The 23694-nt window shown below is 68.0% G+C and carries 22 protein-coding genes; 17 read left to right on the plus strand and 5 right to left on the minus strand.

Annotation, left to right across the window (positions count from 1 at the left end; all coding sequences use genetic code 11):
- Nucleotides 1-5: 5 nt before the first annotated feature.
- Complete coding sequence (locus tag M8859_RS26970; RefSeq protein WP_159930112.1) at nucleotides 6-419, plus strand: cupin domain-containing protein; 414 nt, start codon at nucleotides 6-8, stop codon at nucleotides 417-419.
- A gap of 112 nt (nucleotides 420-531) precedes the next feature.
- Nucleotides 532-1257, plus strand: coding sequence for an NAD-dependent epimerase/dehydratase family protein (locus M8859_RS26975; protein ID WP_249644996.1), 726 nt, complete (start codon nucleotides 532-534; stop codon nucleotides 1255-1257).
- Here the strand turns inward: M8859_RS26975 and M8859_RS26980 are convergent.
- Entirely contained in the window at nucleotides 1235-1993 is a 759-nt protein-coding gene (locus tag M8859_RS26980) for a polyprenol monophosphomannose synthase (protein ID WP_159930113.1), read from the minus strand. The two genes, M8859_RS26975 and M8859_RS26980, sit on opposite strands and share 23 nt — an antisense overlap.
- Nucleotides 1994-2079: 86 nt before the next feature.
- On the opposite strand from M8859_RS26980, the gene gmd reads away from it, so the two are divergent.
- The 8 genes from gmd to M8859_RS27020 all read left to right on the plus strand — a co-directional run bounded on the left by gmd (nucleotide 2080) and on the right by M8859_RS27020 (nucleotide 12043).
- Nucleotides 2080-3102 carry a GDP-mannose 4,6-dehydratase gene (gmd, locus tag M8859_RS26985; RefSeq protein WP_159930114.1) on the plus strand — a complete coding sequence of 341 codons (1023 nt, stop codon included), beginning with the start codon at nucleotides 2080-2082 and terminating at the stop codon, nucleotides 3100-3102.
- On the plus strand, nucleotides 3099-4352 hold the full coding sequence (locus tag M8859_RS26990; protein WP_249644997.1) for a class I SAM-dependent methyltransferase: 1254 nt from the start codon (nucleotides 3099-3101) through the stop codon (nucleotides 4350-4352). The genes gmd and M8859_RS26990 overlap by 4 nt, the downstream gene beginning before the upstream one ends.
- Before the next feature lies 1 nt (nucleotide 4353).
- A complete protein-coding gene (locus tag M8859_RS26995) occupies nucleotides 4354-5307 on the plus strand; it encodes a GDP-mannose 4,6-dehydratase (RefSeq protein ID WP_195071064.1) in 954 nt (317 codons plus the stop codon).
- Nucleotides 5304-6488 (plus strand): class I SAM-dependent methyltransferase, encoded by a 1185-nt coding sequence (locus M8859_RS27000; protein WP_195071063.1) that lies wholly within the window; start codon nucleotides 5304-5306, stop codon nucleotides 6486-6488. The genes M8859_RS26995 and M8859_RS27000 overlap by 4 nt, the downstream gene beginning before the upstream one ends.
- A 4-nt stretch (nucleotides 6489-6492) precedes the next feature.
- Nucleotides 6493-7668, plus strand: a complete 1176-nt coding sequence (locus tag M8859_RS27005; RefSeq protein WP_195071062.1) for a nucleotide disphospho-sugar-binding domain-containing protein — start codon at nucleotides 6493-6495, stop codon at nucleotides 7666-7668.
- Nucleotides 7669-7693: 25 nt separating this feature from the next.
- Nucleotides 7694-9259 carry a glycosyltransferase family 87 protein gene (locus M8859_RS27010; protein WP_195071061.1) on the plus strand — a complete coding sequence of 522 codons (1566 nt, stop codon included), beginning with the start codon at nucleotides 7694-7696 and terminating at the stop codon, nucleotides 9257-9259.
- A gap of 145 nt (nucleotides 9260-9404) precedes the next feature.
- Nucleotides 9405-10682, plus strand: coding sequence for a flavin-containing monooxygenase (locus M8859_RS27015; protein WP_195071060.1), 1278 nt, complete (start codon nucleotides 9405-9407; stop codon nucleotides 10680-10682).
- Between the two features lie 11 nt (nucleotides 10683-10693).
- Nucleotides 10694-12043, plus strand: coding sequence for a cytochrome P450 (locus tag M8859_RS27020; protein WP_159930120.1), 1350 nt, complete (start codon nucleotides 10694-10696; stop codon nucleotides 12041-12043).
- Nucleotides 12044-12342: 299 nt separating this feature from the next.
- Here the strand turns inward: M8859_RS27020 and M8859_RS27025 are convergent, their stop codons facing one another.
- A complete protein-coding gene (locus tag M8859_RS27025) occupies nucleotides 12343-13788 on the minus strand; it encodes a serine/threonine-protein kinase (protein ID WP_159930121.1) in 1446 nt (481 codons plus the stop codon).
- A gap of 302 nt (nucleotides 13789-14090) precedes the next feature.
- On the minus strand, nucleotides 14091-16505 hold the full coding sequence (locus M8859_RS37345; RefSeq protein ID WP_249644998.1) for a beta-ketoacyl synthase N-terminal-like domain-containing protein: 2415 nt from the start codon (nucleotides 16503-16505) through the stop codon (nucleotides 14091-14093).
- Between the two features lie 98 nt (nucleotides 16506-16603).
- Here M8859_RS37345 and M8859_RS27035 point away from each other — a divergent pair, with 98 nt between their 5' ends.
- From M8859_RS27035 to M8859_RS27045, 3 genes are all read left to right on the plus strand, one after another.
- A complete protein-coding gene (locus M8859_RS27035) occupies nucleotides 16604-17107 on the plus strand; it encodes a GtrA family protein (RefSeq protein WP_249644999.1) in 504 nt (167 codons plus the stop codon).
- 128 nt (nucleotides 17108-17235) lie between these two features.
- Entirely contained in the window at nucleotides 17236-18597 is a 1362-nt protein-coding gene (locus M8859_RS27040; RefSeq protein WP_195071057.1) for a M20/M25/M40 family metallo-hydrolase, read from the plus strand.
- Between the two features lie 22 nt (nucleotides 18598-18619).
- Nucleotides 18620-19153, plus strand: a complete 534-nt coding sequence (locus tag M8859_RS27045) for a YbhB/YbcL family Raf kinase inhibitor-like protein (protein WP_195071056.1) — start codon at nucleotides 18620-18622, stop codon at nucleotides 19151-19153.
- 60 nt (nucleotides 19154-19213) lie between these two features.
- Here the strand turns inward: M8859_RS27045 and M8859_RS27050 are convergent, their stop codons facing one another.
- Complete coding sequence (locus M8859_RS27050; protein WP_195071055.1) at nucleotides 19214-19870, minus strand: maleylpyruvate isomerase family mycothiol-dependent enzyme; 657 nt, start codon at nucleotides 19868-19870, stop codon at nucleotides 19214-19216.
- A gap of 72 nt (nucleotides 19871-19942) precedes the next feature.
- On the opposite strand from M8859_RS27050, the gene M8859_RS27055 reads away from it, so the two are divergent.
- The 3 genes from M8859_RS27055 to M8859_RS27065 all read left to right on the plus strand — a co-directional run bounded on the left by M8859_RS27055 (nucleotide 19943) and on the right by M8859_RS27065 (nucleotide 22782).
- Entirely contained in the window at nucleotides 19943-20893 is a 951-nt protein-coding gene (locus tag M8859_RS27055) for a MerR family transcriptional regulator (RefSeq protein WP_159928602.1), read from the plus strand.
- A gap of 117 nt (nucleotides 20894-21010) precedes the next feature.
- A complete protein-coding gene (locus M8859_RS27060; RefSeq protein ID WP_201295337.1) occupies nucleotides 21011-21430 on the plus strand; it encodes a hypothetical protein in 420 nt (139 codons plus the stop codon).
- 158 nt (nucleotides 21431-21588) lie between these two features.
- The gene (locus M8859_RS27065; protein WP_195140205.1) at nucleotides 21589-22782 is read left to right on the plus strand and encodes a glycosyltransferase; all 1194 of its coding nucleotides are present in this window, start codon (nucleotides 21589-21591) and stop codon (nucleotides 22780-22782) included.
- A gap of 172 nt (nucleotides 22783-22954) precedes the next feature.
- On the opposite strand, the gene M8859_RS27070 is transcribed toward M8859_RS27065, so the two are convergent.
- Nucleotides 22955-23107: a hypothetical protein gene (locus tag M8859_RS27070; protein ID WP_159928606.1), complete on the minus strand. Its 153-nt coding sequence runs from the start codon at nucleotides 23105-23107 to the stop codon at nucleotides 22955-22957.
- A gap of 430 nt (nucleotides 23108-23537) precedes the next feature.
- Between M8859_RS27070 and M8859_RS27075 the strand changes: the two genes are divergently transcribed.
- Nucleotides 23538-23684, plus strand: coding sequence for a hypothetical protein (locus M8859_RS27075; protein WP_159928608.1), 147 nt, complete (start codon nucleotides 23538-23540; stop codon nucleotides 23682-23684).
- Nucleotides 23685-23694 lie beyond the last annotated feature (10 nt).

Here is a 23694-nt window from a genome sequence, read left to right on the forward strand (position 1 = left end):
CAGTAATGAAGGTCGAAGTCCTCACCCCGTCGTGCAACCTCGACACCGTCCGTGACGGGCGCGGCGGCATTTTCACCTGGGTCCCGCCCGAACCCCTGCTGGAGTTCAACCTCATCTACATGCACCCCGGCAAGGTGCGCGGGCTGCACTACCACCCCCACTTCGTCGAGTATCTGCTGTTCGTCGAGGGCAACGGCGTGCTGGTGACCAAGGACGACCACGAGGATCCGGACTGCCCGGAGGAGTTCATCCACGTCTCCAAAGGCATCTGCACCCGAACCCCGATCGGGGTGATGCACACGGTGTACTCGATCACGCCGCTGACGTTCGTCGCGATGCTGACCAAGCCGTGGGACGAGTGCGATCCGCCGATCGTGCAGGTGGCGCCGCTGCCACACACGTTGGAAGGCAAGTCGTGAGCCGGCGGACCGAGAGGCGGGCAAACAGGCGCATTCGGATGCGCTCGCCGCGAGGTGCGGCGATTGCGGGGCGGCCACGAAGCGTGACCGCTCACGCCGGACGGGACACCGCATGAGCGGGGTGCGGGTGGCGGTGGTCGGCGCAGCCGGATACGTGGGTGCCGCGCTGGTCGAAGCGCTCGGCAGGCGCGGAGGTTTCGAGGTCGTGCCCGTGGTCCGCGCCGATCACGAGCCCCACCGCACGGCGGGTCGCTACGACGTGCTGATCAATGCCGCCTGCCCCTCGAAGAGGTTCTGGGCCGAGCACAATCCCGAAGCCGATCGTGCCGAGACGGTGGACAAGACGCGGCTACTGCGCCAGCGGTGGCGCTGGGACCGGTTCGTGCAGATCAGCAGCATTTCCGCCCGCACCCAGCTGGATACGGTGTACGGCCGTCATCGGGCCGAAGCCGAGCAACTGTGTTCGGGTGCGGACACTTTCGTCGTCCGCCTCGGTCCGATGTACGGCGGGGACTACCGCAAGGGCGTGCTGGCCGACATGGCCGCCGACCGTCCGGTGTTCGCCAGCGGCCGCTCGCGCCAGAGCTTCGCCCCCGTGGACTGGTGCGCCGACTGGATCGCCGGCCACCTCGAGGACACCGGGCTGCGGGAGGTCGGCGCGCGCACCACCGTGACGCTCGCCGAGGTGCGGGACGCGGTGGGCTCACGGTCGGAGTTCGCCAAAGATCATGTCGACGACCAGTTCCCGATCACCGCCCCCGCTGCCGACTGGCCGGAGGCGGCGGCGGTGATCGACTGGCTGGCCGGGCGGAGGGTCAGCGGTGCGCGGGCGAACTGATGCGATGCCTGCTGGGGCGCAGATACTTCTCCGCGCACAGCACCAGCAGGAAACGCACGCTGGTCGCGACGTCGCGGGTGCGCATCTTGGACGCGCCTGCCGTGCGGTTGAGAACGTGGATCGGTACCTGCTCGATCCGGTAGCCATTGGCGGCGAGAATGTAGAGACTTTCGAAGAAGAAGGAGTAACCGGTCGAACGAACCCGATCGAAAGCGGCAACCGGAACGGAGTCCAACCGGTAGTATCGGAACGCGCCGGTGGCATCGTATGGCATGCGCAGCAATGTCACGGTGAGGAAATGCCCGACCCGGGTGAGGACCTTGCGGAAGGGAGTCCAGTCGGCGAGGCTGTCCTCTCTCAGATAACGCGACCCGACCACGATGTCGAAACCGTCCGCTGCGGCGCGCAATGCCGGAAGATACGACGGCGGGTGCGCGAAATCGGAATCCATCGTGACGATGTGCCGATACCCCTGAGCGTAGGCCCAGCGGATACCGGCCTGGTGCGCGGAGCCGACGCCTTGGCGGCCGGCCCTGTGCAGCACATGGATTCGGGGCGAATGCTGTCGGGCCAGCTCATCGAGCAGGTCACCGGTGCCGTCGGGGGAGTTGTCGTCGACGAACAGGACATCGAAATCGGTGCCCTGTTCCAGGATCTGAGCCAGCAACGGGCCCACGTTGCGACGCTCGTTGTATGTCGGAATCATCACCAGAGTTTTTTCGGAGGCCGCGCTCATGCAATCGAATTCTAATACCGGCGGCGACCGAAAGATAGGTATTGCCCGCTGTTCGACGTCCCGTTAGTCTCGGGGTTGGAGGTTTGATGAGAAAGGCGCTGATAACCGGCATCACCGGCCAGGACGGGTCTTATCTGACAGAATTCCTGTTGCAGCAAGGATATGAGGTGCACGGGATTATCAGGCGTGCGTCGAATTTCAATACCGACCGCATAGACCACCTGTATTCCGATTCACATAGTCAACGCCGGTTGTTTCTGCACTACGGGGATCTGATGGACTCCAGCAGTCTCAACCGGATTCTGGAGGACGTGCGCCCGTCGGAGATCTACAACCTGGGCGCGCAATCGCACGTGCACATCTCGTTCCAGATCCCGGAGTTCACCGCCGAGACCAACGCGATCGGCACGCTGCGCATCCTGGACGCCATCCGCAAGACCGGCATAGCGACCCGGTTCTACCAGGCATCCTCCTCGGAACTCTACGGCGGCCTGCACGACGTGGCGCTCAGCGAGGAGACACCGTTCCATCCACGTTCGCCGTATGCCGTGGCGAAGCTGTACGCGTACTGGATCACGGTCAACCATCGCGAGGCCTATGGGATGTACACGGTCAACGGCACCTTGTTCAATCACGAATCACCGCGGCGCGGGGAGGTTTTCGTCACCCGGAAGGTGACACGGGGCGCGGTGCGCATCGCGCAGGGCAAGCAGGAGAAGCTCTTCATCGGCAATCTGGACGCCCGCCGGGACTGGGGCTACGCCAAGGAGTACGTCGAGGCGATGTGGCTGATGCTGCAACAGCCCGAACCCGACGATTACGTGATCGCGACCGGTGAGACGCACAGCGTGCGCGAGCTGTGCGAGACCGCGTTCTCCGCTACGGGCGTCGAGTTGATTTGGGAGGGAACCGGTTTGGAGGAAAGGGGCATCGATCGGCGCACCTCGCGGGTACTGGTGGAGGTCGATCCGACCTATTTCCGGCCCGCCGAGGTGCATTATCTCACCGGTGATCCGACCAAGGCGCGCCAGAAACTGGGCTGGCAACCGCGTACGAGTTTCACCGAACTGGTCGAGCTGATGGTCGCCCACGATATGGAGAACGCGTGACGCAAGCAGTGGCGGTGGAGTGCTGCCGGGTGTGCGGCAACACCCGGCTCGAAACGGTCGTCGACCTCGGCACCATGGCGTTGACCGGGGTGTTCCCGGCCACCGACCCGACCGGGGTGCCGCGCTACCCCCTGGAACTGGTGCGCTGCGTGCCCGCCGGCCCCGAGGAGTGCGGGTTGGTGCAGTTGCGCCACACGGCCGATTTCGACGAGATGTATTCCCCCGGTTACGGATACCGCTCCGGCCTGAACAAGTCCATGATCGATCACCTGGCCCACCGGGTGGCCAGGATCCGGCAGCGGGTGACGTTGTCGCCGCAGGACGTGGTGATCGACATCGGCAGCAACGACGCGACACTGCTGCGCGCCTACCCCGAAGGGTCGGCGACGATTCTGGGCATCGACCCGCTGGGAGAGAAGTTCCGCCGGTTCTATCCGCCGCACGTGCGGTTGGTGACCGGCTACTTCACCCCCGAGCTGGTCGCATCGGTGCTGGCGGAGCGACGGGCCAAGGTGATCACCTCGATCGCCATGTTCTACGACGTCCCCGACCCGTTGCGGTTCATGGGCGCGGTGTACGACAGCCTCACCGACGACGGCATCTGGGTGCTGGAACAGAGCTATCTGCCCGCGATGCTGGCCACCACCTCCTACGACACGATCTGCCACGAGCACCTGGAGTACTACACCCTCGATCAGATCGAATGGATGGCGCGGCGGTGCGGATTCGTGGTGCTCGAGGTGGAACGCAATACCGTCAACGGCGGCAGCTTCGCGCTGACGCTGGGTAAGCAGGGCGTGCCGTCGCCTGCCGACGCCGCCGCGCTGGAGCGGATGCGTCAGGAGGAGTCCGTGCTCGGCCTGCATACCGCGCAGCCGTACGCGGATTTCGCCAAGCGGGTCGACCAGCATCGCGAACAGGTCCGCGATTTCTTCGACCGCTCCCGCAAGGCCGGTCTGCGCACGCTCGGCTACGGCGCCTCCACCAAAGGCAACGTGGTGTTGCAGCATTGCGGGATCGGGCCGGAGGACATGGCGTGCATCGCGGAGGTCAACGACGACAAGTTCGGCAAATTCACCCCGGGTAGCGCGATTCCGATCGTGTCGGAAGCGCGGGCGCGTGAGCTGGCGCCCGACCAGTTCTTCGTGCTGCCCTGGCATTTCCGCGCCATGATGCTGGAGCGGGAGAGCGCTTTCCGCGCGGCGGGCGGACGGCTGGTGTTCCCGCTGCCGGAACTGGACGTGGTCTGAGATGACCGTCGTCGTCACGGGCGCGGCGGGGCAGGACGGCACACTGCTGTCGGACCTGCTCGCCGCGCGCGGTGAGCGAGTGCTGCGGATCGGCCGCGACGGCCCGGTCGACATCACCGACGCGGCCGCGGTGGAGCGGCTGATCGCGTCCGAACGCCCCGAACAGGTATACCTGCTGGCGGCGGTGCAGCACTCCTCGCAGGACGACCCGGGCGACCCACACGAGCTGGCCCGCGCCTCGCATCGGGTGAACACGCTTCCGGTGCAGCATTTCGCGGAGGCGATCGATCGTCACCGCACGGGCACCCGCCTGTTCTACGCGGCTTCTTCGCATGTCTTCGGCTCCGACGGCTCCGCGATATGCGACGAGAACAGCGGGCTGCGACCGGACTCGATCTACGGGGTGACCAAAGCGGCGGGTCTGCTGGCCTGCCGCGCCTACCGCGCCCGCGGCGTCTTCGCGGCGGCGGGGATCATGTTCAACCACGAGTCACCCTTGCGGGCGGAGAAGTTCGTCACCCGCAAGATCGTGCGCGCCGTCGCGCGCATCCAGCGGGAGCAGACCGGCACGCTGGAGGTGGGCAGGTTGGACGCGGGCGCCGACTGGGGGTACGCGCCGGACTATGTCGAGGCGATGACCCGAATCCTGGCCCTCGACGAGCCCGACGACTTCGTCGTCGCCACCGGCGAACACCACACGGTCGCGCAGTTCTGCGCGGCGGCGTTCGGCTCGGCCGGACTGGACTGGAAAAACCATGTCCGCGAGCGCTCCTCGGTGCTCACCCGCAGCGGGCGGCCGCTGGTGGGTGACGCGACGAGGCTGCGGGAACGGACCGGATGGCGCCCTTCGGTGGACTTCCACGGCATGGTACGGGCCATGCTCACCGCCGAGGGTGCGCGCCTGGCAGAGGAATCGAGGCCGGTGCGCACCGGCGGAACGGATTGGATGACGTGACCCTGAACGACGAGAATGTCCTTGCTGCCCAGTTGATCTCCGTCGCCGACGGGATCTACGAGGAAACCGCCGCGCGCCTCGGTGAGATCGGCACCGAGGCCGTCGCCGACGCGGTGCTGAAGGAGATCGCCTGGCGCGCGAGCCACGGCAGGCGGCCCGAGCAGCCGGTCACCGCGGTGTTCGAGCTGACCCACGACGGAAAGCAGCTGGACTACCTCGTGACATTCGGCGCCGAAGACCCCGCGGTCGGTCCCGGCACCCTGGAAGATCCGTGGCTGGTGGTGCGTCAGGATCTGGTGGAGCTGCTGCGCACGGTCTACGGTCCGCCCGACGCCGCCCTGGCCACCCGCGCCATCGCGATCAAGGACGAACCGGGGCCGGGCAGTTTCGCCCCGGACGATCCGTGGCGACTGGCCCGCGACGCCGCCGCCGTCGCCGCCGACCGGATCGTCGCCGCATGCCGCCCGCACCATCACGACCTCGACGCGCTGTCACTGCACTTCGGTTCCGACAAGTGGGGCGGGCACTGGTACACCCAGCACTACGAGCGGCACTTCGCGCCGCTGCGCGACAGCCGGGTGCGGATTCTGGAACTGGGCATCGGCGGATACACCGCACCCGATGTGGGCGGAGCGTCGCTGCGGATGTGGAAGCAGTACTTCCGCCGCGGCCTGGTGTTCGGCCTGGACTACTTCGACAAGTCCGGCATCGCCGAACCACGCCTGCAACCACTGCGCGGCGACCAGGGCGACCCGGCGTTCCTCGACGAACTCGGCAGCTCGCTGGGCCCGTTCGACATCATCGTCGACGACGGCAGCCACATCAGCGGTGACGTGATCGCCTCGTTCCAGGCGCTGTTCACCCACCTGCGGCCCGGCGGGCTGTACGTGGTGGAGGACACCCAGACCTCCTATTGGTCGGGTTGGGGCGGGAGCAGCACCGCGACCGACGACCCGGCCACCACCATCGGCTATCTGAAAACCCTGGTGGACGCCCTGCATCACCAGGAATTCGAGAAGGAATCCGGCCGCGCGGCAGGCGCTTTCGACGACTGGATCGGGGCGCTGCACTTCTACCACAACATCGTGGTCATCGAAAAACGCCGCAATGCCGAGCAATCGGCTCCATCATGGGTGCCGCGGCACACCAATCCGATGGAGTGGATGAAGCCGAAGGAGTGATCGGATGAAGTTTCTCGTCGTGCCGGTGCCCTCGTCGGGCCACCTGCTCGCCATGGTGCCGTTCTGCTGGGCGCTGCGGCTGGCAGGCCATGAAGTATTGGTCGCCTCCCGCAACGACGTGACGGCGACGGCGCTGCGCTCGGGCCTCAACGCCGTCGAGTTGACCGCGCTGAACGTGCCGATGGACCAGCTGCGCACCCAGGTGCACCCGGGCATGTTCCCGTTACCGCTGTTCGCCGACCGCGATCAGTCCAGCGGGCAGGGTCTGTGGCAGGTCGCCGCACAGAACTGGCACAACCACGCCCGCCAGTACCTCGAGACGTTCGCCGCGGTGGCCACCGACTGGGGAGCGCAGGTGATCCTCACCGACCCGCTGGCCACCATCGGTCGCGCACTCGGCGCCGAACTGGATCTGCCGGTCCTGGTGCACCGGTGGGGTATCGACCCCACCGGCGGCCCGTTCACCGAACGCACCGCCGTGCTGGCCGAGGAGGCGGGCACCCGTTTGGCCGACCCGGTCGCCATCCTCGATATCTGCCCGCCGCGCCTGCAAGCGCCCGACGCCCCGCCGGGCACTCCGGTCGGCTACGTCCCGTTCAACGGCACCGGCGCGCTGCCGCCGTGGCACCGCAATGACGACGGCCGCAAGCGGATCGCGGTCTGTATGGGCGGCAGCACGCTCGGCCTGACCGGTCCGCGGCCACTGGAGTCGGTGCTGGCCGCGCTGAGCGGAATCGGCGACGCCGAGGTCGTGGTCGCGCTGTCCGCGTCCGACCGGGCTACGGTCGGCGAGCTGCCCGGCCACGTCCGGGTCGTGGAAGAGGTACCGCTCAACCTGTTCCTACCCGGCTGCGACCTGCTGGTGCATCATGGCGGCTCGACCACGGGTCTGACCGCGGGCTGGTTCGGTCTGCCGCAACTGGTGCTGCCGCAGATGTTCGATCAGTTCGACTACGCCCGGGGGTTGGTGCGCGCCGGCGTGGGCCTGGCCGCCGAGACGCCTGCCGGTCAGGGGGACATCGAAGCGCTGACCACCTCGGTCCGCGCCCTGTTGCAGGAATCGCGCTTCCGCGACGCCGCCGCGCGGATCGGCGCCGACCTGCGCGCCGCGCCCACACCGAACGACGTGGTGACACAGGTCGTTCCGCTGCTGGCCGAGCACGCCACAGCGACCAGATAGACCATCCGAAAGCCGTAGGTTGCAGATGATATCCAGTACATGGACCAGGTTCCGGGGTTCGCTCGACTACTACGCCGCGATGTACGCGGTGTTCGTCGTCGGCATCCTCGTCCCCGTGGTGATGATCGTGCTCGCGCTCACCGGCCTACCCGGCCCCGCGACCGCCGTACTCGGCATCGTCTGCGGCGCGGCGCTTTTCGTGCTGTTCGTGCCGACCGTGCCCACCGAGTGGCGAGAGGCGGTGCGGGGCAGACCGATCGTGGTCCGGGTCCTGTGGAGCGTGGTCATCCTGCTCGTCGTCGCGGTGCTGGCCCGGTTGACGCAGTTCATCCTCGACGCCGACAACGTCGATGCCTCCTTGTCGGCCGATGACGACTTCCTGGTGAAGAAGTCCCACTTGTCCGGCTACATCAGCGGCGCGCTGATGGCCGAGCACGAACCGGGCAGCCTCTACGACCGGCACCGCTACGCATCGCCGCAGGCGGATTCGGCGCTGCCCGCCGTGACCCCGCAGGACCGCGACGCCTACCTCTACCCGCCGCCGTTCCTGCTGCTGCCACGACTGCTGCTGCTGTTCAGCCACGACTTCGCCACGCTGCGGGCGCTGTGGTACTCGCTGTATGTCGCGATCGTGCTGGTGGCGATGTTCGCCATCGCCCGCTGGATCGGCGGCAGGCCGGGCGGGGTGCTGGCCGCGCTCACTCCGGTCGTATGGATCAGCCTGCCGACCCTGGCGACCCTGCAGATCGGCAACATCCACGTGTTGCTGCTGTATGTCGGCGGTGCGGGCGCGATGGTCCTGTTCCATCTGCGGCGCAATATCTTCGGCGGCGCGGCGCTGGCGTTGGCGATCATCGCCAAGGTGTCACCGGCGATTCTGCTGGTCTATCTGCTGGTCCAGCGGCGCTGGCGGCCCGCGATCTGGACCGCGGCGTTCTGCGGGTTCTACTCGCTTGCCACGCTGGCGATCTTCGGCCGGGAGCCGTGGCGGCAATTCCTGTCCGACGGCACCTGGCAGAGGCTGGCCAGCGGGGAGTTCCACCAGTTCGTACTCGTGGAACGAGCCAACCAGCTGGTCAACTATTCGCCGTTCGGGCTGCCTTACAAGGCGAACATCCTCGGTTGGGACATCGCCGATCCCACCGGGCCCGCGCGCGTGATCACCAACATCTACACGCTGCTGCTGCTGATCCTGGTGGCGGTCACCGCTGTCCGCATCCACCGGCGGTTGTCGGCGGGTGCGCAAGGCCCGCGGGTGCGCGCCGAGCAACTGGCCATCTGGCTGGCAGTGCTGACACTGGCCTCTTTCCGCGCCCCGTTCGGGCCGTGGGTGTACATCGCCGTCGGCGCGGTGTGGATGCTGGCGGTGTACGCCGGACTGCTGCGCGGCGGAAAACGCGCCGTCGCCCTGCTCACCCTGGCCTGGTTGATCGTCGCGGTCTACAACGAGAACGTCTACTTCACGCTGGTGGGTCAGACGGTCATCTACGTCGCCTGCTTCCTCGTGGCCTGGCGGGCGAGCGCGGGCACCGACCCGCAACCAGCCCCGCGGGAGGATGCCCCGCACACCGAACGGGTCGGCGCGGCATGAGCGGTCAGGCCTGGAGGTGGCAGCGCAGCGTGACCCCGCAAGGCCCCGCTCATGCCGACAGAAGACACAGCATGAGCGGTCAGGCCTGGAGGTGGCAGCGCAGCGTGACCCCGCAAGGCCCCGCGTGTGCCGGAAAGGATGTGGCATGAGCACGTATTGCGTGATCGGCGCGGGTGCTGCCGGTTTGGCGACCGCGCGCGGGTTCGCCGCGCGCGGATTGGATTTCGAGGTGCTCGAGGAGGCCGGCGGAATCGGCGGGATCTGGGATGCACGGCGCCCGGACTCTCCCGTCAGCCGCAACACGCACGTGATCGCTTCCAAAGGGGTGCAGGCTTTTTCGGGTTTCGCGATGCCGGAGGACTATCCGGACTATCCCGGGCACGAACTCGTGCTGCGCTATCTGCACTCCTACGCCGACGCGTTCGACCTGTGGCCGCGGATCCGGTTGAACACCGCGGTCCAGCGCGTCGAGCCCGCCGACAGCGGCTGGACGGTGACGTTGTCCGACGGTACCGAGCGGCCATACGCGGGGGTCGTCATCGCGACGGGCCACGACCGCACCCCGCGACGCATCGAGATTCCCGGCTCGGGCACGGTGCCCGTGCTGCATTCGAGTGAGTACCGGCATCCCGAACAGGTGCTCGGCAAGCGGGTGCTGGTGATCGGCGCCGGGCAGTCGGCGGCGGACATACTGTCCGATTGCGCGGTCAATGCCGCGCTGACCTTGCACAGCAGCAGGCGCGGGTTCTATTGCATGCCGAAGTACATGCTGGGCCGTCCGACCGACAGCATGCTTCAGGGCCGGATGTGGCGGCCGCTGCGCAAGCGGGCCTTCGAGCGGCTGTTCTCGTATCTGCGCGGCCGCTCGCGCTCGTTCGGGTTACCGGTGCCCGATTTCGGCGAAGGCATCGTCATCCCGATGCTCGGCGACCAGTTGCACCATCACTACACCCACGGCGATATCACGCCCAAGCCGGACGTCGCCGCGATCGATGACGACCGGGTGACGTTCACCGACGGCACCGAGGAGAAGCTCGACCTGGTGGTCCTGGCCACCGGATTCGTTCCGAACTATCCCGTCGTCGACCGAGCCCATCTGAACTGGTCGGAGGGCGAGCTGCGACCGGGCTTGTATCTCAACATCTTCCCGCCGCACGCCCGCGACTTGTTCGTGGTCGGCATGGTGCGGCCGATCGGCTCGCACTGGGACGTCTACGAGAAACAAGCCGATCTGGTCGCGGAGTATCTGCGAGTCAAAGCGAGCGATCCCCGGCGGGTCGAGCGGTTCGACCGCGCCACTCAGGGCCGCCAGCCCGACCTGTACGCCGGGTTGCGGCTCTACCACGCCGACCAGTACCCGCTGGTGGTGGAGAAACAGGACTACGTGAACCAGCTGCGCAAGCACGCGAAGCTTTTGAAGTGAAAGGTCGGACCATGAAAGCACCCGGGCCAGGTCTGGTGGAGACCGGACGCATGCTGCCGAAACTCGCGAAGAACCCGCTGGCGACCGTGGGCGCGCTGCTGGACGGCTACGGCGACGTCGTGCGGGTCAAGGCGGGCCCGATGCTGGTCTACCTCGTCGCGGACCCGGCGCTGACCGAGTACGTGCTGAAGGACAATTACACCAACTACCGCAAGAGCCCGATCTACGACGAGTTCAGCATCCTGCTCGGCGACGGGCAGTTGACCACCAACAACCTGGAGTACTGGCGCAAACAGCGCAAGCTCATCTCGCCGGCGTTCTCCCATTCGCACGTCAAGGGCTTCGCCGACGACATCACCGACAGCGCCGCGGCGATGCTCGACAACTGGGACGCCGCGGCCGGGGAGTTCCGCGACATCTACGACGACTACGTCAAGCTGCTGCTCGCGGTGACCGGCCGGATCCTGTTCAGCATCGACCTGTCCACCGGCACCGCCCAGGTGACCGACGCGATGCGTGCGGCGTTCGCGCTCATCATGAAAAGGGTGAACGCGCCGGTGAAGCTGCCGCAGTCCTTCCCGACACCCGAGGCACGGCGGGTCGCGCGCAAGGTCGGCGAACTCGACGACGTGGTGCGGCAGCTCATCGAGGAACGCCGACGCGGCGGCGACACCACCGACGTACTGACCGCGCTGGTGCGCGCCCGCGACGAAGGCGGTCAGGGCATGCGGGAGGAGGATCTGCTCAACGAGATCAAGACCCTGCTGGTGGCCGGCCACGAGTCGCCGGCGAACGCCCTGTCGTGGGCGTGCTATCTGCTGGCCACGCATCCGGAGATCCAGGAGCGGTTGGCGCGGGAGGTGCGCGCCGTGCTCGGCGACCGCACCCCGGCCTTCGCGGATCTGGGGCAACTGAGCTACTGCCGCATGGTGATCGAGGAGACCATGCGGCTGTATCCGCCGGCGTGGATCGTCGAACGCACCCCGATCGCCGACGACGAGATCGGCGGCTACCACGTGCCCGCGGGCGCGCGAGTCACGTTGTGCATGTACTACATCCACCGCGACAAGCGCCTGTGGGACGATCCGGAGGAATTCCGCCCGGAGCGTTTCGCCGACACCGAGGTGGCCGAACGGCACAAGTTCGCGTTCTTCCCGTTCTCCGGCGGCCCGCGCGTCTGCCTGGGCAAGGACATGTCGATGACGGAGATGGTGCTGATCCTGGCGATGACGGTGCAGCGTTTCCGGCTGGAACTCGATGACGACCATCCGGTGGTGCCGCTGGCGTCGGTGAACCTGCGTCCGGAGTTCGGCATCCGCATCCGGCCGGTCCGCCGCGTCACCGAGCCGGTGGCGACCTGACGGTCCTGGCACCGGCGTCGACGCCGAGCACCGTGCTGCGCCCGCTCGCGGAGCCGGCGTCGCGGCGGACGGCGGTTTCTACAGCTCCGGTGCGCCGACGCCCGCGGAGGCGGCGGTGGCGCGCCACGCCTCGCGGGCGGTGAGGTATCGACGCACTCGCCCGGGTGCAAGCCTTCGGCCATCGAGCTGCCTGCTCGCGCGGCTTCCGCCGCGACGGGGGAATCATCTCTGGCCGAGGGAACAAGCGCACCGACGAGTCCCGGAGGCGGGTCACCAGGCAGCTGCCTCGGTCTTGCACCTCACCGGGTCCTGGATCGCTTGTAGGCGATCCACCGCTTGGTCGAGGGAGACACCGTGCACGCCAATCCTGTGAACGCCAACATCAGTATCGTGCCGGAGAACACCACCTCCCCAGGGCTGTTGCCCAGGCTGGCCCCTACCGCGATCACCCCGAGCAACGTGAGAATCCCGGTGCCCAGCGCCACAGCGATACGCCCGGCGCGTTTGCCCGCGAAAAGTGCGAGGGAACCGCCGATCAGCAGCAGCGACATCGTCGAAGAGGCCGCCACGGGCCCGACGAGATCAATGGCCGTAGTCCGCGGCGTTCGGCCGTGGCCGCCGCTGCGCCGGGTTGCCCACTCGGCCACCCCGAGCGCGACGAGCAGGGCCACGAGCACACCGAAACCGAGTCCGACGACGGCCCCGATCCTGGCGACGACCCCGGAGGGCCGCCGATCGCCGACGGGAGCGAGGGCCCGCGCGGCGGGGCCGAACTCCGCGCGCGGGATCGGGTCGGGAGGCTGGTGGAACTCGGACGGTCCGGAACGAGGCCACGGATCGACCGCCGCGGCCGGGTGAGCGGATCTCTGGTTGACCACGGTTCGCGCCGGTGCTGCCCACGCACCGGGATCTTCCCCGTGCAGCGCCGCCGCCGCGACCGTGGCGAAGTCGCCGCAGCTGGCGAATCGTTCGTCCCGGTGTTTGGCCATCGCGCGTGCGATGACGTCGTCGAGCCGCCGGGACAACCCGGGACGGATATCGCTCAGCCGCGGCACCGGCTTGGCCAGATGCCCTGCGACGATCTGACCGGGATTGGTCGCGGGATACGGCGGCTGTCCCGCCAGCAGGGTGTACAGGGTGCAGCCGAGGGAATACTGATCGGCGCGGTGATCGACCGGCTCACCGGAGAGTTGTTCTGGTGAGGCGTAGGCGAGGGTGGCGGTGAATGTGCCGGTGGCGGTCAGTTTCGTGTCGGCGTCGAGCAATCGCGCGATCCCGAAATCGGTCAGCAGGGCGCGGCTTTCGCGCCCGGCTTCCGGCTCGGCGATCAAGATATTGGCCGGTTTGATGTCGCGGTGCAGCACACCTCGGCTGTGGGCGTAGTCGAGCGCGTGGGCGGTATCGCGGATGATGCCGAGGATATGGTCCGGGCTCGCGGTGCGTGGATCGAGCCGGGCGGCGTCGGTGCCGCGGATGTACTGCATCGAGATCCACAGGTGCCCGTCGTGGGTGCCGCGATCGTAGACGCCGACGATGCCCGGATGGTCCAGGCGCGCGACGACATTGGCTTCTTGCTCGAACCGCCGCCGCAGCTCTCGGTCTTCGGACACCTCGCGATCGAGCAGTTTGAGCGCGACCAGTCGCGGCAGGCGCGGGTGCCGGGCCAGATAAACGGTGCCCATGCCGCCTTGCCCGAGTACGCCCTCCACCAGGTAGCCGGCGAACGACTCATGCTGCCTCAACACCTGTAGCCCCCTTAGACCAAACCCACCCGGACCGAGGGCAGCATAACCCCCGGACCGGAGACGAACCGGGTCGGCGAATGCCGCTCACTTCCTTACCGCATGCACGCGGACGCCGACAGCTTCCCGGTGAAGCTTCGGCCAGCCGAGGCGTCGAAATCGGTGGCCGGGCGTGGGAGCGGTAGAAGTGCTCGCTTTCCTGGTCCACACGAGGCCTGGCCGCGCCGCACGTCGCTGTTGCAAGCGGGCGACAGTGCGTCCACCGCCGGATCTGCCGCGTCGCCGAATTGTTGCCGAAAGCCTGTTCAGCCGAGTAGTTCTCGGCTCAACGCCACCAATTCGGCGGTGGAAAGGACCTCCTCCGGCATCAGCGGGTCCACCGGCCGTACCGGATCCGCTATAGGTGTACTGGTCGTGCGGGCGAGCGGCTCCCCCGGTGCGTGACCCGGCCCGAGTCTGGCGCTCAGTTCGGCGGCCAGCGACTCCACCGTCGGGCAACCCCAGATGATAGCGGCGGGAACGTCGATGCCGAGACGGGCGGCGAGGCGGGCGGACAGCTCCACGGCGTGCACCGAGCCGATGCCGAGCTGATCGAAGTTCTGGCGCGCGGCGACCCGGTCGGGGGCGATGCCGACGACTTCGGCCAGTTCCCGCGTGACCAGCACGGCCAGCGCCGCGACGCCGGAATCGTCAGCGGCTTGCGGCGGTCCTTGTCGGGTGGTCGCGGGCTGCGCTGCCGCATCTCGCACGGCCGGTGCGGCGGTCGGCATCGACGGCACGGTCGGCTTCTCCGACCACACGCGGACAGCGGCCGAATGATCAACCCGTACAGCGATTTCGACCGGGTCAGTAGCGGCGGTCGGCGCCGCCGGAGTGCCGCCGCGTTCCCCGGCGGGTGTCTGCGGATCCGCCCAATGCCGTTCCCTCTGGAAGGGATAGGTGGGTAGCGAGATCGGACGTCCGGGCGGGTTCACGGCCGCCCAGTCGAGTTCCATGCCACGCTGGAACAGTGTCCCCGCCGCGGTGAGCAAGTCCCGGCGGGCCACCGTGCCGGGGCGTAGCGCCGCCGACAGCACCAGGTTCAGCGCTTTGCGCTCCGCGTCGCCTGCCCGTTCCGGAGCGGTCTCGCCGAGGTAGCCGTCGAGGAACTCGACGACTTGGTCCACCTCGTCGGCCACCACCGAAAGCCGATGCTGGAACGGTGTTCTCGTCGCGAGAGTGTGCGCGAGGTCGCCGAGGCGGATGCCGGGATGGCGCACGAGATGCTCACGTAGCCGCTGCGCGTGCGCGCGCAACGCGGTCTCGGTGCGCGCGGACAGCACCACCAGCCGCTCCGAGAATGCGGGCGCGGTCAGCGGGCCGGGTAGGGGCGCTGCTTCGACCACGACGTGAGCATTGGAGCCGCCGAAACCGAACGCGCTCACCGCCGCGCGCGCCGGGCCGTCGTGCCGTGGCCACGGCAACGCGGCGTCGGCGATCCGCAGTCCCGTGGTCTTCGAATCGAATTCCGCTGGGAGGCAGTCGAAGTGGAGACTGCGCGGAATGCGACCACGGGACAGGGCGAGCGCGACCTTCACCAGCCCCGCCAGGCCCGCCGCCGCTTCGGTGTGCCCGATATTGGTCTTGATCGAGCCGACGATGAGCGGCGCTTCGGGAGCGCGGCCGGTGCCGTAGACCTCGGCCAGCGTGGACAACTCGGCGCGGTCACCGACAGCGGTGCCGGTGCCGTGCGCCTCTACGTAGTCGACGGTGGCGGGATCGACCCCGGCATGCGCGCAGGCGCGCCGCAACAACTGCCGCTGCCCATCGGCGCTGCTGGCGGGCATGGAGCGATGCCTGCCGTTGTTGTTGGTGGCGCTGCCCAATAGCGTGCAGTAGACGCGGTCGCCGTCGCACAGCGCCTGCCGCAGTGGCTTGAGAATCACGACCGCGCCGCCTTCGCCACGAACGTAGCCGTCGGCGGAGGCGTCGAAGGTGCGCGAGCGGCCACGCTCGGACAGCACCCCCAGAGCGGACAGCCCGATCGCGGTCTCCGGGATCAGATTCAGCTGCACACCACCGGCGACGGCCAGCATGCTCTCACCCGCGCGCAGCGCCTGACAGGCCAGGTGCACCGCGACCAGGGACCCGGCGCAGGAGGCGTTCACGGTCATGCTGGGGCCGTCGAGACCCAGGAAGTACGACACCCGGTTGGCGATCACGCCCTCGACGTCTCCGGTACTGGTGAACGGCGTGATCGCGGTGGCGCCCCTGGCGAGTTTGACGGCGCGGTAGTCGTTGAACTTGTTGGCGAAATACACGCCGCTCCGCGGAATTCGATCGGGCCGGATCGCCGCGTCCTCGAACGCCTCCCACGCCAATTCCAGCGCCAAGCGTTGCTGCGGATCCATATCGGTCGCCTCGCGCGGGGTGATTTCGAAGAACTCGGCATCGAAACCGGCGACGTCCGGCAGATATCCACCGGCGACCGATACCGTTTTGCCCGCGGCGGCGCGGTCACGGTCACGGTAGTCGCCCGACCAGCGACCGGGCGGCGGTTGGTCGGCGACCGCGTCGGTCTCCTCGATCAGCAACCGCCACAACGCTTCCGGGGAATCCACGCCGCCCGCGAAGCGGCAGCTCATGCCGATCACGGCGATCGGCTCCACGGCGTAGGCGGGGACGTCGGACTCTGCCTGCCGAAGACGGTTGCGCCGCTTGGCCTTTTTCACGCTACTCACCTGCCCGCGATCCACCGACCGTGCACCCGCGGAACATGCGGTGCGGTGAATCCGCCGATCTTGTTGTGGGGTCGGGACATGTGCCGGAGACTTTACCTGTGCTGTTTTCCGAACGCCCCGTTTTCGCTCGGGTGACGTCCGTGCTGGGGGGCGAGGCACGGCGTCGAGAACTATTTCGTTTCGCCTCCGTCGGCCTCGCGGCGTTCACGCTGGACACCGCGGTCTTCCTGACATTGAAGAGCACTGTGCTCGAGTCGCACCCGGTCACGGCGAAGGTGGTCGCGGTGCTGGCGGCGATCACGCTGTCGTACGTGCTCAACAAGCAGTGGTCCTTCGATGCGCGCGGCGGGCGGCGCGGGCATCACGAAGCCGCGCTGTTCTATCTGGTCAGTTTCCTGGCCGTCGCGATCAACACCGCACCGCTGTGGGTGTCGCGGTATGTGCTGCATCTGGAGGTGCCCGAGGTCTCCCGCTTCACCCAGAACATGGCCGACTTCGTCGCCGCCCAGCTGATCGGCACGGCGCTGGGCTTGGTGTTCCGATTCTGGGCGTTCGTGCGGGTGGTGTTCCCGCACGAGGTGGACCGCCCCGGCACGGTGTGAACGCGCGGTTGCGATCACCCTGACCGCAACCCTGTCGCGCGTGATCGCCCACCGTGCGGGTAGCGGCGCCACGTCGCGATACCCCGGTCACACGTTTGCGCCACCGCGCGGGTGGTAGGAAGGGGGACGTGTCCGCAACTGGCGAAGGAATCGACCCGAACAGAAGCTCGCGCGCGGTGTCGGAAGTGGTGGAGCTGGTCAGCACGCTGATCCGCTTCGACACCTCCAATACCGGTGACCTGGCCACCACCAAGGGAGAGCGCGAATGTGCGCAGTGGGTGGCCGACCAACTGCACCAGGCCGGATATGTCACCGAGTACGTCGAGTCCGGAGCGGAAGGTCGCGGCAATGTCTTCGCGCGGCTGGAAGGCGCGGACCCGGGGCGCGGCGCCCTGATGATCCACGGGCATCTGGATGTGGTGCCCGCCGAGGCCGCGGACTGGAGCGTGCATCCGTTCTCCGGCGCGGTGCGCGACGGCTACGTGTGGGGTCGCGGCGCGATCGACATGAAGGACATGGTCGGGATGACGCTGGCGGTGGCCCGCCAGTTCAAGCTCGAGGGCACGGTGCCGCCGCGGGATCTGGTCTTCGCCTTCCTCGCCGATGAGGAGAACGGCGGCAAATGGGGTTCGCAGTGGCTGGTGGACAACCGCCCCGACCTGTTCGACGGCGTCACCGAGGCGGTGGGGGAGGTCGGCGGGTTCTCGCTGACCGTGCCGCGGCCCGACGGCACCGAACGCAGGCTCTACCTGGTGGAGACCGCGGAGAAGGGGCTGGGCTGGATGCGGTTGCGCGCCAAGGCCCGCGCGGGCCACGGCTCGTTCCTGCACGAGGACAACGCCGTCACCATCCTCGCCGACGCGGTGGCCCGGCTGGGCAAACACACCTTCCCGGTGGTGCTGTCGGATTCGGTGGCCGCCTTCCTCGCCGCCGTCGCCGAGGAGACGGGCCTGCAGTTCGATCCGACCAGCCCCGACATCGAGGGACAGCTGGCGAAGTTGGGCACCATTTCCCGGATCATCGGCGCCACACTGCGTGACACGGCGAATCCGACCATGCTGCAAGCCGGCTACAAGGCCAACGTGATCCCGCAGACCGCCGAGGCGGTGGTCGACTGCCGCGTGGTGCCCGGGCGGCAGGCGGCGTTCGAACGTGAGGTCGACGAGTTGATCGGCCCCGACGTCGAACGCGAGTGGATCACCAAGCTCGATTCCTATGAGACGACCTTCGACGGCGATCTGGTCGACGCGATGAACAACGCCGTGCTGGCCCATGATCCGCGGGGCCGCACCGTGCCCTACATGCTCTCCGGCGGCACGGACGCGAAAGCGTTCGCCCGCTTGGGTATTCGCTGCTTCGGTTTCGCGCCGCTGCAGTTGCCGCCGGAGCTGGACTTCACCGCCCTGTTCCACGGCGTCGATGAGCGGGTGCCGGTGGAGGCTCTCGAATTCGGCACTCGCGTGCTGGAACACTTCCTACTGCACAGCTGAACCCGACTCGAAAAGAGGTTCCATGACCTACAACCCCTACGACGCGCTTCCCCAGGTGCCGTCGTTCACCCTCACCTCCACCGACGTCACCGACGGGCAGCCGTTGGGCAACGATCAGGTCAGCGGCATCTTCGGCGCGGGAGGCAAGGACATCTCCCCGCAGCTGTCCTGGTCGGGCTTCCCGGCGGAGACCAAGAGCTTCGCGGTGACGGTGTACGACCCCGACGCACCCACCGCCTCCGGTTTCTGGCACTGGGCCGTCGCCGACATCCCCGCGAGCGTGACCTCCCTGCCCGCGGGCGCGGGCAGCGGTGAGGAAGGCGGCGCCATGCCGACCGGCTCGATCACCCTGCGCAACGACGGCGGCTTCCACGGCTTCGTCGGCGCCGCCCCGCCGCCCGGCCACGGCCCCCACCGCTACTTCGTCGTCGTGCACGCCGTCGACGTCGACAGCCTGGGTATCGACGAGAGCGCCACGCCCGCCTACCTCGGCTTCAACCTGTTCTCCCACACGCTGGCGCGCGCCACCCTGATCGGCACCTACGAGCAGAAGTAGGGCACCCTCGCCGGAATGTGGCCTCGAGCGGACGCTCGGGGCCACAATGCGTTCCGCCGCCTACGGGCGGTCATCTGCCGCGAACCGTGCCGCCCCGTCTCCGGAGAGCTGGTCCCACGCTTGGCTGCGACCGGTCACGGTCAGCAGGAGGGCAGCGATCGGGCCCGTGATGATCGCCCCGTCGCCCGCGGCCCAGTCGGCGTCGGTAGCGACGAGACGGTAGCCGGCGAATTTCCTCCGCGCGTGGAAAGGGGCGCCCGTCGTCCAGATTCGCTCCATCGCCACTCGCGCGGCGGCGCTCGGCATCTCCCGGGCGATGCCGAGCGGGATCGCGATGTCCTGGCCGTGCACCAGCAGGTCCATCAGCCGGTCCGCCGGTGTCGTGCCGAGCGCCGTGACCCGCGCGTCGATGCTGCCACGCAGTTCATCGAGCAACTGGCCGGTCGTGACGCGGTCCGCGTGGCGAATGGCGGTATCGCGGATCGCTCGGTCCAGGCTGCCTCGGGCGCGGATCAGATTGACCAGAATCCAGCCGATATCGGCGCGGGCCGACAGGACCAGGTGCGCGACGACCTCACGCACCCGCCAGCCCTCGCACAGCGAAGGGTGGTCCCAGCCGGTTTCGGGCAGCTGTGCCAGCAGCGCGGCCAGACCGGCTCGTTCGGCGGCGACAGCCCGCCAGATCTGCTCGGCGCTCATCGTGGTGTCCTCGGTCATCGGTGTAGCTCCTTGTCGCGGTGGGTGTTCCGGTACGGTAGGAACTCCACTCGGGTGGAGGTTCCAGCGATCGTGACGGAGAACACACGCCGCGACGGCCTGGTGAGTATCGGGGAGCTGTCGCGATCGACCGGCGTCGCGGTGCGCACGCTGCGCTTCTACTGCGACGAAGGGATTCTGGAGTCGCGGCGCAGCGGAGGCGGTCACCGGTTGTTCGATCCGGTGACCGCGGCCGATCGGGTGCTGCTGGTGCGTCGGCTGCGCGCACTCGGTCTGAGCCTGTGCGCGATCACCGACGTTCTCACCGGCGGGATCTCGATCGCCGAGGCGGTCGCCGCCGAGCGCGCCGCGCTCGACACCGAACTCGGCGCACTGGCCTGGCGACGGGCCTCGCTGGTCGCGGTCGAGAACGCTGCCCCCGCCGACCGCGCCGCACGCTTGGAGATGCTTGCCGCCGTGCAGGACCGCAGCCACGCGCACGACGCGCTCGTGCGGTTCTGGCGACGACTGCTCGCACCTCTACCGCCGGCGATGTTCGACGGGTTCGTCGCGATGAACATCCCCGACCCGCCGGCCGACCCGGATCCTCGGCACGTCCTCGCCTACGCCGAACTCGCCATCGGCATCGCCGACCCAGCCCTGAGCGCCGCACTCTCACACCAGCTCTGGCGCACAGATCCCGCCGGAATCGGCGACAAACGCGCCCTGCTGACCGCGGTGGCCGAAGTCTGCGAGAGCGTGGACTCGCTCATCACCACATACCGCGAACCGCACCCCGGTCCCGAACTCGACCGATTCGTCCACGCCCACGCAGCCGCTCGACGCGACCGCGACACCCCGCGCCTGCGGCGCCAACTGCTCGCCGACGCCACCGACACCGACCCTCGCATCCACCGCTACTGGACGCTCACCACTCGGATCACCGGCGCCAGGACCACCGGGGCGGCTCAGTATTGGCTCTACCGAGCATTGGCACGATGGGCCGATCAGGCATCGCTGGATGGTGGCCGACTCGATTGCTGAGGGTATGCCCAGCAGTGGTTGTCGTTGTCGCGCCACGGTCGGCCGAAGGCGGTACTCTGCCGCTGGACGGCCGCCCAAGTGGGTGCGCGATGGAGTGATGAGGGCACGGATTTGATCATTCGCACGGAAACGGCTTGGGTACTGTTCTTCGCTGGGCTCATCTTTCTGTGGGCACTGATTCTCGGCGTATGGAAGTGGCAGGCGATGACCACCTCCCCGGATGGTCTGGCACATCCTTACGTCGACATCGCCCACCGAGCCGCTTTGCTGTATTCGTTCGCGACCGGACTGATCGCACTGTTCGTCGAACTGTCCGGCTGGCCGACCGCGGTGAACGCCACAGCCGCCGGTGCGATAGTCCTGCTGTTCGCAGTCACCATTTCCAACTACATCCGCCTGGGATTGCAGCGCGAAACCGACAACCAGATGCGCAACCCACCGCCCTCGATGCGTTTCGTCCTCGTCGCCCTGATCATCGGCGAGATCGGAGGCTTCGCCGTACTGCTCACCGGCTTCGCCGTAGAGCAGTTGGGCTAGGGGTTCGACGTCACACACAGGTGATTTTCAAGGGTGGGAACGATTCGGGGGTCGCGGCATGGCGCTTCGGCTCGATGATGGTTGGCATGGGCGGCATCGATGACCTCGTTCTGACTGAATGGCTCACTGCGGATCCGGCTGCGGATCGTCGGTGACACGTGCGGGCGTTATTGGTGGCCAGCGGGTCGCGTGGGGACGTCGAGCCGCTGTTGGGGCTCGCGCTGTGGTTGCGGGAGCTCGGCGCCCAAGCGCGTGTGTGCGCGCCGCCGGACATCGCGCCGCGTTGCGCTGAGCTCGGGTTGTCGCTGGTGCCGCTGGGGCCGCTGAAGGCCGGTTCGGGAGGCGGGAGGCTGTCGCGGGTCGAACTGTCGCAGTACGTGACCGATTGGCCCGCAATTCAGTTCGACACGATCCTTCCAGCGGCCGCCGGATGCGACGTGGTCGTCGCATCCGGCGTGACACAGATCGCGGCCCGGTCCGTCGCCGAGAAGCTGGGCATCCACTACCAGTACGTCAGCTACCAGCCGACCACCCTGCCCTCGCCACATCACCCGCCGATGCCGCTGCCGGGCGATCGACCCGCACCGGCCGCCATCGGCAACCAGCTGCTGTGGGAAATCGACACCCACGGTTGGAACGCGCAGTTCGGTTACCCGCTCAACACCGGCCGGGCGGCGCTCGGGCTACCGCCGGTAACCGCGGTACGCGACCACGTCATCACCGAGAGCCCATGGCTGGCCGCGGACCCGGTCCTGGGTCCATGGTCGCCATCGCCGGATCTGAACGTTGTGCAGACCGGTGCCTGGATCGTGCCCGACGAACGCGCATTGCCCCCCGAGTTGTCGGCGTTCTTGGACGCGGGCACACCACCGGTGTACGTCGGGTTCGGCAGTATGCCGATGCGCGCCGGCATCGCCCGGGCGGCGATCGAAGCGATCCGCGCCCACAGCCGCCGTGTGCTCCTTTCTCGTGGCTGGGCCGAGTTGGCTTTGACCGATGACCTGCCCGATTGCATGGCCGTCGGCGAGGTCGACCATCAGGCGCTGTTCGCTCGGGTCGCCGCCGTCATCCACCACGGCGGCGCCGGCACGACGACGGCCGCCGCACGGGCGGGCGCGCCTCAAGTGGTGGTACCCCAGATGATGGACCAGCCGTACTGGGCGCGCCGAGTAGCCGATCTCGGCATCGGCGCGGCATGCGAAGACGCTGACCCCAGCACAGCGTCGTTGTCCGCCGCTTTAGACATCGCCTTGGCGTCCACCACCCGAGCGCGCGCGAGCGCGGTGGCCGGCATGATCCGCGCGGACGGGGCGGCGGTGGCGGCCAAACTGCTGATCGACGCGATCAGCTGAGACTCCGCCCGCACTCGGCCAGATGCGGACACGATCGCGAGCCGCCGGTCTGCGATGGTGTGTGGCTCTGCCACCGGCCCCGCACCCCGGCGCCCCGAACGCGAACACCTATGTCTCCCGCCGATTGCGCCCTATCCGTTGTCGCGTCGGAACCCGGTGCTGGATAGACCATTCAGAACGCGTAGCGGTGGTACTGGGCGATCATCCGCACGGCCGGAACCAGTGACATCAGTTTGCCCATCAACAGGTAGCCGCGGGACACGCCCTGTTCGAACGAATCGGAGTCGAATACCGATATCGCATCCCCGGTCGCAACGGTGGACATTTCTGACACAGCCCGATTTGCCGGAGGACATGACGTTGTTCGCGGAACTGTTCCGGCTCGACGTCTCGGTGGTGCGGGCGGGTGGCACGGTGGCGTTGCCGAGTCCTGCCGCTCGGGGGACCGGGTTCCGTGCGTGGGTCGTGTGCCCGCGCAGTGGTTTCCGGCCTTCCGGGAGTGTTGTGGTCGCCGCGATTCGTGGCTGTGCAGCCGAGCGCGCCGCTCGCCGGAGGACGGGCCGCGTGTATGCGCGGGGGTGAGAAGGGGTCCTGGATCATGTTGGTGCACTGCGGGTTCGGCACATGCGATACTTGTTTGCTGGCGCGCTACAACAGTGTAGGGAGCGACAGTCGTGAACCGTGATGAGCGGCGGGAATCTCCGAGGCCTTGCGAGCCGGATGTCCACCTGTCGGTGTTCTGGCACGGTGCCCGGATGGACTTCGTCGCGTGCGTCACCGCCGCGTGCTTGTTCGTGCAGGAGTGGCGTGCCCGGCACTGGCACGAGGCGGTCGAGGTGTCGGCCGACGACACCGACGGGTATCCGCGCTTGCCCTGTGAGCGGCTGTATCTGGAACCGTGAGAGCGGCTGT

It is taken from the genome of Nocardia sputi, from assembly GCF_023501985.1.

Coding starts and splice junctions, on each gene's coding strand:
- M8859_RS27045 (WP_195071056.1), top strand. CDS start 18,620: ATGACCTACAACCCCTACGACGCGCTTCCCCAGGTGCCGTCGTTCACC.
- M8859_RS27020 (WP_159930120.1), top strand. CDS start 10,694: ATGAAAGCACCCGGGCCAGGTCTGGTGGAGACCGGACGCATGCTGCCG.
- M8859_RS27010 (WP_195071061.1), top strand. CDS start 7,694: ATGATATCCAGTACATGGACCAGGTTCCGGGGTTCGCTCGACTACTAC.
- M8859_RS27075 (WP_159928608.1), top strand. CDS start 23,538: ATGGACTTCGTCGCGTGCGTCACCGCCGCGTGCTTGTTCGTGCAGGAG.
- M8859_RS26980 (WP_159930113.1), bottom strand. CDS start 1,993: ATGAGCGCGGCCTCCGAAAAAACTCTGGTGATGATTCCGACATACAAC.
- M8859_RS27070 (WP_159928606.1), bottom strand. CDS start 23,107: ATGTCCACCGTTGCGACCGGGGATGCGATATCGGTATTCGACTCCGAT.
- M8859_RS26975 (WP_249644996.1), top strand. CDS start 532: ATGAGCGGGGTGCGGGTGGCGGTGGTCGGCGCAGCCGGATACGTGGGT.
- gmd (WP_159930114.1), top strand. CDS start 2,080: ATGAGAAAGGCGCTGATAACCGGCATCACCGGCCAGGACGGGTCTTAT.
- M8859_RS27015 (WP_195071060.1), top strand. CDS start 9,405: ATGAGCACGTATTGCGTGATCGGCGCGGGTGCTGCCGGTTTGGCGACC.
- M8859_RS27005 (WP_195071062.1), top strand. CDS start 6,493: ATGAAGTTTCTCGTCGTGCCGGTGCCCTCGTCGGGCCACCTGCTCGCC.
- M8859_RS26970 (WP_159930112.1), top strand. CDS start 6: ATGAAGGTCGAAGTCCTCACCCCGTCGTGCAACCTCGACACCGTCCGT.
- M8859_RS27050 (WP_195071055.1), bottom strand. CDS start 19,870: ATGACCGAGGACACCACGATGAGCGCCGAGCAGATCTGGCGGGCTGTC.
- M8859_RS26995 (WP_195071064.1), top strand. CDS start 4,354: ATGACCGTCGTCGTCACGGGCGCGGCGGGGCAGGACGGCACACTGCTG.